General features: G+C 67.6%; 13 protein-coding genes. 6 read left to right on the top strand and 7 right to left on the bottom strand.

The window, feature by feature from the left end; genetic code table 11:
- Together AC1D01_RS12035 and AC1D01_RS12030 are read right to left on the bottom strand one after the other, a co-directional pair.
- Positions 1-193: hypothetical protein (locus AC1D01_RS12035; protein WP_477866423.1), on the bottom strand; the 193-nt coding region annotated here is incomplete at its 3' end.
- Between the two features lie 73 nt (positions 194-266).
- Entirely contained in the window at positions 267-1,295 is a 1,029-nt protein-coding gene (locus AC1D01_RS12030) for an NADP-dependent oxidoreductase (RefSeq protein ID WP_477866421.1), read from the bottom strand.
- Positions 1,296-1,463: 168 nt separating this feature from the next.
- Between AC1D01_RS12030 and AC1D01_RS12025 the strand changes: the two genes are divergently transcribed.
- Positions 1,464-2,066 (top strand): lipocalin family protein, encoded by a 603-nt coding sequence (locus AC1D01_RS12025; RefSeq protein ID WP_477866419.1) that lies wholly within the window; start codon positions 1,464-1,466, stop codon positions 2,064-2,066.
- A gap of 14 nt (positions 2,067-2,080) precedes the next feature.
- Entirely contained in the window at positions 2,081-2,545 is a 465-nt protein-coding gene (locus tag AC1D01_RS12020; protein ID WP_477866417.1) for a BON domain-containing protein, read from the top strand.
- A gap of 112 nt (positions 2,546-2,657) precedes the next feature.
- On the opposite strand, the gene AC1D01_RS12015 is transcribed toward AC1D01_RS12020, so the two are convergent.
- Complete coding sequence (locus tag AC1D01_RS12015; RefSeq protein ID WP_047511365.1) at positions 2,658-2,867, bottom strand: cold-shock protein; 210 nt, start codon at positions 2,865-2,867, stop codon at positions 2,658-2,660.
- Positions 2,868-3,174: 307 nt separating this feature from the next.
- On the opposite strand from AC1D01_RS12015, the gene AC1D01_RS12010 reads away from it, so the two are divergent.
- The 4 genes from AC1D01_RS12010 (at position 3,175) to AC1D01_RS11995 (ending at position 6,644) form a co-directional block, all read left to right on the top strand.
- Positions 3,175-4,284, top strand: a complete 1,110-nt coding sequence (locus AC1D01_RS12010; protein WP_477866415.1) for an S-(hydroxymethyl)glutathione dehydrogenase/class III alcohol dehydrogenase — start codon at positions 3,175-3,177, stop codon at positions 4,282-4,284.
- Positions 4,277-5,128, top strand: a complete 852-nt coding sequence (gene fghA, locus AC1D01_RS12005; protein WP_477866413.1) for an S-formylglutathione hydrolase — start codon at positions 4,277-4,279, stop codon at positions 5,126-5,128. Before AC1D01_RS12010 ends, fghA begins: the two co-directional genes overlap by 8 nt.
- A gap of 305 nt (positions 5,129-5,433) precedes the next feature.
- Positions 5,434-6,417: an LLM class flavin-dependent oxidoreductase gene (locus tag AC1D01_RS12000; RefSeq protein ID WP_477866411.1), complete on the top strand. Its 984-nt coding sequence runs from the start codon at positions 5,434-5,436 to the stop codon at positions 6,415-6,417.
- A complete protein-coding gene (locus AC1D01_RS11995) occupies positions 6,414-6,644 on the top strand; it encodes an RNA-binding S4 domain-containing protein (protein WP_477866409.1) in 231 nt (76 codons plus the stop codon). Before AC1D01_RS12000 ends, AC1D01_RS11995 begins: the two co-directional genes overlap by 4 nt.
- Positions 6,645-6,735: 91 nt before the next feature.
- Here AC1D01_RS11995 and AC1D01_RS11990 read toward each other — a convergent pair whose 3' ends face one another.
- From AC1D01_RS11990 to trhA, 4 genes are all read right to left on the bottom strand, one after another.
- A complete protein-coding gene (locus AC1D01_RS11990; protein WP_477866407.1) occupies positions 6,736-7,287 on the bottom strand; it encodes a porin family protein in 552 nt (183 codons plus the stop codon).
- Positions 7,288-7,469: 182 nt separating this feature from the next.
- Entirely contained in the window at positions 7,470-7,730 is a 261-nt protein-coding gene (locus AC1D01_RS11985; protein ID WP_047588810.1) for a VF530 family protein, read from the bottom strand.
- On the bottom strand, positions 7,727-8,230 hold the full coding sequence (locus AC1D01_RS11980; protein ID WP_477866405.1) for a cupin domain-containing protein: 504 nt from the start codon (positions 8,228-8,230) through the stop codon (positions 7,727-7,729). The genes AC1D01_RS11985 and AC1D01_RS11980 overlap by 4 nt, the downstream gene beginning before the upstream one ends.
- Positions 8,227-8,841, bottom strand: a complete 615-nt coding sequence (gene trhA / locus AC1D01_RS11975; protein WP_047511377.1) for a PAQR family membrane homeostasis protein TrhA — start codon at positions 8,839-8,841, stop codon at positions 8,227-8,229. Before trhA ends, AC1D01_RS11980 begins: the two co-directional genes overlap by 4 nt.
- Positions 8,842-8,894: the final 53 nt, after the last annotated feature.

The raw sequence follows: 8,894 nt of genomic DNA, 5'->3' as shown, positions 1-8,894 counted from the left end.
CCTGCAGCGCGCCGGGGGGCTGCCCGCAGGCGGCCTCGAGGCGGCCGTTGCTCCACGCGATGCGGCCAGCGGCGTCGAGGTGCAGCAGCGCGTCGGGACTGGCGGCCAGCAGCGCCCGCGCCGTCGCGATCGGCATCGGCTTGCCGGGCGGATCGGATGCCTCGCCAGAGAGGGGCACTTCAGGAACAGCCATGGAGGGCAAGTGTTGTGCCGAATGCAGCAGGCGTCCAGCGCACTTGCCCGCAGGGACGCCCGTCTGCGCGGCCTCAGCTGGCGACCTGCAGCACCAGCTTGCCGAAGTTCTCGCCGCTGAACAGCTTCAGCAGCGCCTGCGGGAAGTTCTCCAGCCCGGCGACCACGTCTTCCCGGCTGCGGATGCGGCCGGCCTGCAGCAGCTCGCCCAACTCGGCGATGGCGATCGGGTAGCGGTCGGCGTAGTCGAACACCACCATGCCTTCCATGCGGGCGCGGTTGACCAGCAGCGACAGGTAGTTGGCGGGGCCTTTCACCGGCGTCGTGTTGTTGTACTGGCTGATGGCGCCGCAGATCACGATGCGGGCGTGGCGGTTGATGCGCGTCAGCACGGTGTCGAGGATCTCGCCGCCGACGTTGTCGAAGTAGATGTCGACGCCCTGCGGGCAGTGCTGCTTCAGGCCGTCCTTCACCGCGCCGGCCTTGTAGTCGATGCAGGCGTCGAAGCCCAGCTCCTTGACGACCCACTCGCACTTGGCGGGGCCGCCGGCGATGCCGACGGTGCGCAGGCCCTTCACCTTGGCGAGCTGGCCGACGGTCTGGCCGACCGCGCCGGCCGCGCCCGACACCACGATGGTCTCGCCGGCCTTCGGCTGGCCCACGTCCATCAGGCCGAACCAGGCCGTCATGCCGGGCATGCCGAGCACGTTGAGCCACTGCATCGGCGTGCCCAGCCGCGGGTCGATCTTGAACAGTCCGTGGCGGCGGATGCCGGCCTCGGGGATCAGGCAATACTGCTGCACGCCGAGCGTGGCGCTGACGGTGTCGCCGACCGCGAAGGCCGGGTTCTTCGATGCGACGACGCTGCCGATGCCGCCGGCCCGCATCACCTCGCCGATGCCGACCGGCGGGATGTAGCTCTTGCCCTCGTTCATCCAGCCGCGCATCGCCGGGTCGAGCGACAGCGCCTGGGTCTTCACGAGCACGCCGCCGGCCTCGGGCTCGGCGACCGGCTCGGTCGTGAACTGCCAGTTGTCGGCGGTGGGCAGGCCGACCGGGCGGGCGGCCAGGCGGATCTGCCGGTTTTCGAGGGAGGTGGGCATCGCGTGTCTCCTGGGTCTGTTGGTTTTGGGGATGCCGTTTGATGGTAGCGCCGATGTCGACCTTGTCCGACAGGCGATCAGGCGGGGCGCCGACAGGGCGCGCCGGGGGGCGAACCTACAGTCGTCGGCAACCCGCCTCCATCGACGATCCGACTGCCGGAGCCCGCCATGCGCCTGAGCCTCACCTCGAACCTGACCGTTGCCAGCCTCACCGTGGCGAGCGTCGCGCTGGCGCTGGCCTCGGGGCAGGACGTGCCACCGGTGCGCAGCGTCGCCGCGCTCGACGCGCAGCGCTATGCCGGCACCTGGTACGAGCTGGCGCGGCTGCCGAACAGCTTCCAGGCGAAGTGCGAGGGCAACGTCACCGCCACCTACCAGCCCACCGGCAGCGGCGCGATCAAGGTGATCAACCGCTGCCGCGAGGCGGATTCGAAATGGGCGGTGTCCGTCGGCCGGGCGACGCCGGTGAAGGGCGACGACAGCGGCGCGAAGCTGAAGGTCAGCTTCCTGCCGACGTGGCTGCGCTGGATGCCGGTGGGGCGCGGCGACTACTGGGTCGTGATGCTCGACGCCGACTACCGCTATGCGGTGGTCAGCGAGCCGTCGCGCGAATACCTGTGGATCCTGTCGCGCACGCCGCAGATGGATGGCGCGCTGTACGACGGCATCGTCGCGCGCTTGCGTGCCGACGGCTACCCGGTGAATCGCCTCGTGCAAACACCGCAGGCCGCCGCGGCGCCGCAGGTGGCGCGCCATGTTCCGTTGACCTGAAAAAGGAGACTGAGATGAGCAAGCTCTTGTGGACCCTGTGCGTGATCGCACCGATCGCCGCGCTGGCGGCGGGTTGCGATTCGAGCGACCACCGCACCGTCGGGCAGAAGCTGGATTCGGCGGTATCGACCGCCGAGCAGGCGGCCAACGAGGTGAAGCAGAACGCGAAGCAGTCGGTCGCCGACGTGAAGACCGCGGCGCGCGACGCGTCGCAGGCGAGCCAGGACGGCACGTCGCAGATCGGTCAGTCGATCGCCGACGGGGCGATCACGGCATCGATCAAGGCCGACATCGCGAAGGACCCGGACCTCAGTGCGTTGCGCGTCAACGTCGACACGCACGATGGCAAGGTGGCGCTGTACGGCTCGGCACCGAGCGAGGACGCCCGCCAGCGGGCCGAGCGCATCGCGATGGCGGTGAAGGGCGTGAGCGGCGTCGACAACAAGCTGGCGATCGAGACGGCGCAGGTGAAGCCGTAGGCCCCAGGCGGGATGCCCCCAAACGGGATGACCCAAGACGAGATCACCCAAAAGAAAACGCGGCCCGGGAGCCGCGTTCGTCTTGGCAGCAGGGCTTGCGCCCTGCGCTGCATCACAGCACGCGAATGTTCGCGGCTTGCAGGCCCTTCTGGCCTTGCTTCACTTCGAATTCAACGCGCTGGTTTTCCAGCAGCGTCTTGAAGCCGTTGCCTTGAATGTCACGGAAGTGGGCGAACAGGTCAGCGCCGCCCGCGTCTTGAGCGATGAAGCCGTAGCCCTTGCTCTCGTTGAACCACTTCACGGTACCGGTTTGCGTCGTCATGGACGTTTCCTATTTCTATCAGTAGTAATGCGGCAGCACATGCCGACGCATGCAGAGACACTCAAGCGTTATTCGGGGATTTCAACAGAACCGGGCTGGAACCAGCACGGCGTCGCAAAAGATCACTCACAACCACAGTCTTGCGTATACCTGTGCCGCGGAATATACACCACGGGTCGGGACATTCCGCACACGGTGTCGAGAATCGTCCCTGGTGACGGTGTTTCCACACGACAGGCGGACGCGCCGGCAGGCACATCGCACAATGCCCGCCATTTGCGCGCCCGGTGCCCGCAAGGAGCTTCTGATGAAGACGAAAGCCGCCGTGGCCTGGAAGGCCGGCCACCCCTTGAGCATCGAGACGGTCGACCTGGCGCCGCCGCGCGCCGGCGAGGTGCTGGTGGAGGTGAAGGCGACCGGCATCTGCCACACCGACGAGTTCACGCTGTCGGGCGCCGATCCCGAAGGGCTGTTCCCGGCGATCCTCGGCCACGAGGGTGCGGGCGTGGTGCTGGAGGTGGGGCCGGGCGTCACGAGCCTGAAGCGCGACGACCACGTGATCCCGCTGTACACGCCGGAGTGCCGGCAGTGCAAGTTCTGCCTGTCGCGCAAGACCAACCTGTGCCAGCTGATCCGCGGCACGCAGGGCAAGGGGTTGATGCCGGATGCGACGAGCCGCTTCTCGATCGACGGCAAGCCGATCCTGCATTACATGGGCACGTCGACCTTCAGCAACCACATCGTGGTGCCGGAGATCGCGCTGGCGAAGATCCGCAGCGATGCGCCGTTCGACAAGGTCTGCTACATCGGCTGCGGCGTGACGACGGGTGTCGGCGCGGTGATCTTCACCGCGAAGGTGGAGGCGGGCGCGAACGTGGTCGTGTTCGGCCTGGGCGGGATCGGGCTGAACGTGATCCAGGGCGCGAAGATGGTGGGTGCCGACAGGATCATCGGCGTCGACCTGAACCCGGCCCGCGAGGCGATGGCGCGCAGCTTCGGCATGACGCACTTCATCAACCCGCGCGAGGTCGACAACGTGGTCGATGCGATCGTGCAGCTGACCGATGGCGGCGCCGACTACAGCTTCGAGTGCATCGGCAACACGACGACGATGCGGCAGGCGCTGGAGTGCTGCCACAAGGGCTGGGGGCAGAGCATCATCATCGGCGTGGCGGCGGCGGGGCAGGAGATCTCGACGCGCCCGTTCCAGCTGGTGACGGGCCGCGAGTGGAAGGGCTCGGCCTTCGGGGGTGCGCGCGGCCGCACCGACGTGCCGAAGATCGTCGACTGGTACATGGACGGCAAGCTGCGGATCGACGAGCTGATCACGCACAAGCTGGCGTTGAACGACATCAACCACGGCTTCGAGTTGATGAAGCGTGGCGAGTCGATCCGTTCGGTGGTGGTGTATGACTGACGGCGGGCCGGTGAAGACCTTGTCGGAGCATGCGTGCTTCGGCGGTGTGCAAGGTTTTCACGAGCACGTGTCGGACACGATCGGCCTGCCGATGCGCTTCGGCGTCTTCAGGCCGCCGCAGGCCGCAACCGCGCGGGTGCCGGTGCTGATCTACCTGGCCGGCCTGGAATGCAACGAGCAGACCTTCGCGATGAAGGCGGGCGCGCAGCAGCACGCGGCGAAGCACGGGCTGATGCTCGTGACGCCGGACACCAGCCCGCGCGGCACCGGCATTGCCGAGGCCGATGCGTCGTGGGATTTCGGCACGGCCGCGAGCTTCTACCTCGATGCCACCGAGGCGCCGTGGCGTGCGCACTGGCGCATGGCCAGCTGGCTGACGCAGGAGCTGCCGGCGCTGATCGAAGCGGAGTTCTCGGCCGATACGAACCGTCTCGGCCTGTTCGGGCACTCGATGGGTGGGCATGGCGCACTGACGCTGGGCCTGAAGCATCCAACGCTGTTCCGCAGCGTGTCGGCCTTCGCACCGATCGCGGCGCCGATGCAGAGCCCGTGGGGTGACAAGGCCTTCCGCGGCTACCTGGGTGAAGACCGGCAGGCCTGGCGCGAGCACGATGCCACCGAACTGGTGAAGGCCGGGGCGCGCACCTCGCACTTGCTGATCGATCAGGGGCTGGCCGATCGATTCCTTGCGACGCAGTTGCATCCGGAGCTGTTCGAAGCCGCTTGTGTTGCGTCTGGCCAGCCCTTGACCTTGCGGCGCCACGCGGGCTTCGACCACGGCTACTACTTCATCTCGACCTTCGTGGCCGACCACATCGAGCACCATGCTGCGGGGCTCTCTTGATCAGGCTTTGCTCGCAAAGGCGSGTGGGGGGAGGCYGTGGCKCGCCGGCCGGTGCGGTCATYGCCCCTGGCGGGGCAATGACTCCCCTGCGCTGACTGGTTTSATGGCCCGTCGCCGAAACTCCCGTCACTCACTTCGTTCGTTGTGGTCAAACAGTCGGCGACAGTCAGTTCACGAAGCGTGCTGGCGCACGCGGGCCATGAAACCAGCCAGCTCCGGCGCCCCGTCTTTATTGGCGCTCCCCGGCCGCCCCGCCCACGCGCACAGCGCAGCACAGCACAGCAACAGAACAGAACACAACCACCATGAAACTCTCAGTCCTCGACCAATCCGTCGCCTTGAGCGGCCAAGGCGAAGACGCCGCCATCCGCGACACCCTCGAGCTCGCGCAGCACTGCGAAGCCCTCGGCTATGAGCGCTTCTGGGTCAGCGAGCATCACAGCCTGCCGACGATCGTCGGCAGCGCGCCCGAGATCGTGATGGCCGCGATCGCCGCCCGCACCAGCCGCATCCGCATCGGCAGTGCCGGCGTGATGCTGCCGCACTACGCCGCGCTGAAAGTGTCCGAGCAGTTTCGCGTGCTCGAGGCGCTGGCGCCCGGCCGCATCGACCTCGGCGTCGGCCGCGCTCCCGGCGGCGACATGCGCACCGCTCAGGCGCTCAACCCGCATGCATATGGCAGTGCGGAGAATTTTCCGGAGCAGGTGCGTGACCTGCAGGCCTGGACCAGCGGCGTGCGCCATCGCGGCATCGTCGCGCATCCGCGCGGCGAGCATGCGCCCGAGGTGTGGATTCTCGGCAGCTCCGACTATGGTGCGCAGATGGCCGCGCAGTTCGGGCTGCCCTATGCGTTCGCGTATTTCTTCACCGACGGTCAGGGCGCCGAGCAGGCGCTCGATCTGTACCACCGGCTCTATCAGCCGAGCGAGCGCCACCCCAAACCGCAGGCGACCGTCTGCGTCTGGGCGCTGGCCGCCGATACCGAAGAGACCGCGCTGCACCTGGCCTTGAGCCGCGAGCGCTGGCGCGTCGACCGCAATCGCGGCTTGCTCGGGCCGCTGCAGGCGCCGGATCAGATCGCCGCGCGCGGCTTCACGCCGGACGAGATGGCCACCATCGAGCCGATGCGGCGCAAGGCGTTCGTCGGCACGGCCGCGCAGGTTGCCGACAAGCTGCGGGCGTTGGCCAGCGATTTCGGGCTGGAAGAACTCGTCATCAACACCTGGGCGCACGACCCTGCCGTGCGGCGGCATTCGTATGCGCTGCTCGCGCGACAATTCGCCGCATGAACCTGATCGATTTCGAACTGCGCGGCGACTTCATCCCGCTCGATGCCCTGCTCAAGGCCACCGGCATCTGCCACAGCGGAGGCGCCGCGAAGACGATGGTGGCCGAGGGCAAGGTCGATGTCGATGGGCAGACCGAGCTGCGCAAGACCTGCAAGATCAGGGCGGGGCAGGTGGTCGGCCTCTCCGGCGCCCGTATTCGGGTGATGGCGCCCCACCCGGGCGTTTGACGCGCCGGGCCGAGCGCCGGGCCGCCCCAAGCCGGCCCGGATCCCCTTGGGGGATCGGTCGATGTACCCATCGACCGAGGGGTCGTCATCCTTAGAAGCGGTAGTTCACGCCGACCGAGAACAGGTCGGTGTTGTCCTTGATGTCCAGCGCCTTCACGCGGTACCGCTCCCATTCACCACGGATCGCGGTGTTCTTCGACAGGTCGTATTGCACGCCCGCGCCGTACTTGACGTCGGTGCCGCGCTCGCTGTCGTTCACGCCGTTGACCGTGCGATCGGCCTTGCCGTTGTAGACACCCACGCGGCCCAGCAGCGAGAAGTCCTGCGCCACCGGGAACGTGCCCACGGCATCCAGGAACACGCCGTTGTTCAGCTTCAGCTCACTGCCGCTGGCGCTGTACTTGCCCAGCCCGACCCAGCCGCCTTCCAGGCTGAAGTTCGGCGTGAACTGGTAGCCGCCGTACACCTTGCCACCGGTGTCGGTGGTGTCGATGTCCAGCCCGCCGATGTTGTCGCCGTGGAACTTCGTCGTGCCGACGCTGCCGCCGATGTACGGCCCCGGTTGCACCGATTGGGCGTGCGCTGCGAGCGCCATCAGCGAGGCGGCCGAGGCGATGATGAGTTTGCTGCTCAGTTTGATCATGCTTTCACTCCTGTTTCTCTCAGTAGGACTGCCGGATCGCTTGTCCGACATGAAAGCAGGATCGGCCGCGCATGTGAACGCGGCACCTCCTCAACGTGAAGTTTTTCGAGGGCCTGCAACATGATGTTGCAGTGCAGCAGATCAACGGAACTTCACCGGCCAGGCCGGCTCGAAGGCCCAGCTCAGCGCGGCTTGCTCGCGCGGGCCGCGCGGTCTCTTTCTCGCAACATGAAGAGGTAGAGGCTCTCGACCTTTTCGCGCGCCCACGGCGTCTTGCGCAGCACCTTCAGGCTCGACGAGATGCTCGGCTCGATGCTGAAGCAGCGCAGCTGGACGCGCTCGGCCAGGCCCGGCCAGCCGTAGTGCGCGACCAGCTCGGTCAGCAAGGCCTCGAGCGTGAGGCCGTGCAGTGGATTGCGGGGTTGGGCTGGCGTGTCGCTCATCCGGTCAGCCTCGCGAGATCGGGTTTCAATGCGCGCACCGCCGACATCGCATCGGCGTGCTCGCGCAGGAACGAGAAGTCGGCGAAGTCGAAGCCCGGTGCCACCGTCGCTCCCACGTACGCGAAGTCGCCGAGCGGCTCGGCAGCCTGCCACCAGTGCGCCGGCACCGTGAAGCGCGGCTGCGTCGTGGTGCTCACCGGCGCCAGCGTCACCGATTCGATGCGGTCCAGCGACGGCGGCATCAGCCACAGCCGCAGCGGCCCGCCTTCGAGCAGGTGCCAGACTTCGTCCGACGCGACGCGGTGCCACGCACTGAACTGGCCGCGGGCCAGCAGGAAATCGATGCTCGTCAACGCGTTGCGCGGCGGGCGGCCATCGCCCGGCGTGATTGATGACGCCGCGCGGAAGAACTCGCGGTAGTGCCCGCCTTCGGGATGCGATTGCAGTTGCAGCAGCGCGATCAACTCGGCCGCACGCGGATGAAGGTCGGCACCGCTCATGCGACGTACAGCATCACGGTGACGAAGTGGCAGGCCGTGCCCGCCAGCACGAACAGGTGCCACACGCCGTGCGCATGCCGCCAGCGCTCGTCGTTCGCATAGAACACGATGCCGCCCGTGTAGCAGAGCCCGCCGGCCACCAGCCACGCGAGGGCCGCCCACGGCAGCTCGCGCACCAGCGGCACCGCGGCGATCAGCGCCAGCCAGCCCATCGCCACGTACAGCGGCACGGAAGGAATGCGCTCGCGGCCCAGGCTCAGTTCCTTCACGATGCCGACCACCGCGAGCCCCCACACCACGCCGAACAGCGACCAGCCCCAGGGCCCGCGCAGCGTGACCAGCGCGAACGGCGTGTAGGTGCCGGCGATCAGCAGGTAGATGGCGCAGTGGTCGAACTTCACCAGCACGCGCTTGGCCGCGCCGCGCACGCTGTGGTACAGCGTCGATGCGCCGTACAGCAGGATCATCGTGGCGGCGAAGATGCTCGCGCCGACGATCTGCCAGGCATCGCCGTGCAGCGACGACTGCACGATCAGCACCGTGCCGCCGCCGATCGCCAGCAGCAGGCCGGCCAGGTGCGTGAAGCTGTTGAAACGCTCGCCGTGATACATGAAACCCGCTTTCTGAAAAGGCTTGAGGAGGCGCAGGCCGCAAGCATAGCGGC

It is taken from the genome of Rhizobacter sp. P3_B12, from assembly GCF_056402895.1.
Note: the sequence above shows the minus strand (reverse complement) of the source record. Positions and strands in the feature narration are given on the sequence as shown.

Excerpts from the sequence above, each read along its gene's own strand:
- AC1D01_RS11995 (WP_477866409.1), top strand. The coding sequence starts at position 6,414 with ATGAACCTGATCGATTTCGAACTGCGCGGCGACTTCATCCCGCTCGAT.
- AC1D01_RS12020 (WP_477866417.1), top strand. The coding sequence starts at position 2,081 with ATGAGCAAGCTCTTGTGGACCCTGTGCGTGATCGCACCGATCGCCGCG.
- AC1D01_RS12000 (WP_477866411.1), top strand. The coding sequence starts at position 5,434 with ATGAAACTCTCAGTCCTCGACCAATCCGTCGCCTTGAGCGGCCAAGGC.
- AC1D01_RS12030 (WP_477866421.1), bottom strand. The coding sequence starts at position 1,295 with ATGCCCACCTCCCTCGAAAACCGGCAGATCCGCCTGGCCGCCCGCCCG.
- trhA (WP_047511377.1), bottom strand. The coding sequence starts at position 8,841 with ATGTATCACGGCGAGCGTTTCAACAGCTTCACGCACCTGGCCGGCCTG.
- fghA (WP_477866413.1), top strand. The coding sequence starts at position 4,277 with ATGACTGACGGCGGGCCGGTGAAGACCTTGTCGGAGCATGCGTGCTTC.
- AC1D01_RS11990 (WP_477866407.1), bottom strand. The coding sequence starts at position 7,287 with ATGATCAAACTGAGCAGCAAACTCATCATCGCCTCGGCCGCCTCGCTG.
- AC1D01_RS12010 (WP_477866415.1), top strand. The coding sequence starts at position 3,175 with ATGAAGACGAAAGCCGCCGTGGCCTGGAAGGCCGGCCACCCCTTGAGC.
- AC1D01_RS12025 (WP_477866419.1), top strand. The coding sequence starts at position 1,464 with ATGCGCCTGAGCCTCACCTCGAACCTGACCGTTGCCAGCCTCACCGTG.
- AC1D01_RS12015 (WP_047511365.1), bottom strand. The coding sequence starts at position 2,867 with ATGACGACGCAAACCGGTACCGTGAAGTGGTTCAACGAGAGCAAGGGC.
- AC1D01_RS11985 (WP_047588810.1), bottom strand. The coding sequence starts at position 7,730 with ATGAGCGACACGCCAGCCCAACCCCGCAATCCACTGCACGGCCTCACG.
- AC1D01_RS11980 (WP_477866405.1), bottom strand. The coding sequence starts at position 8,230 with ATGAGCGGTGCCGACCTTCATCCGCGTGCGGCCGAGTTGATCGCGCTG.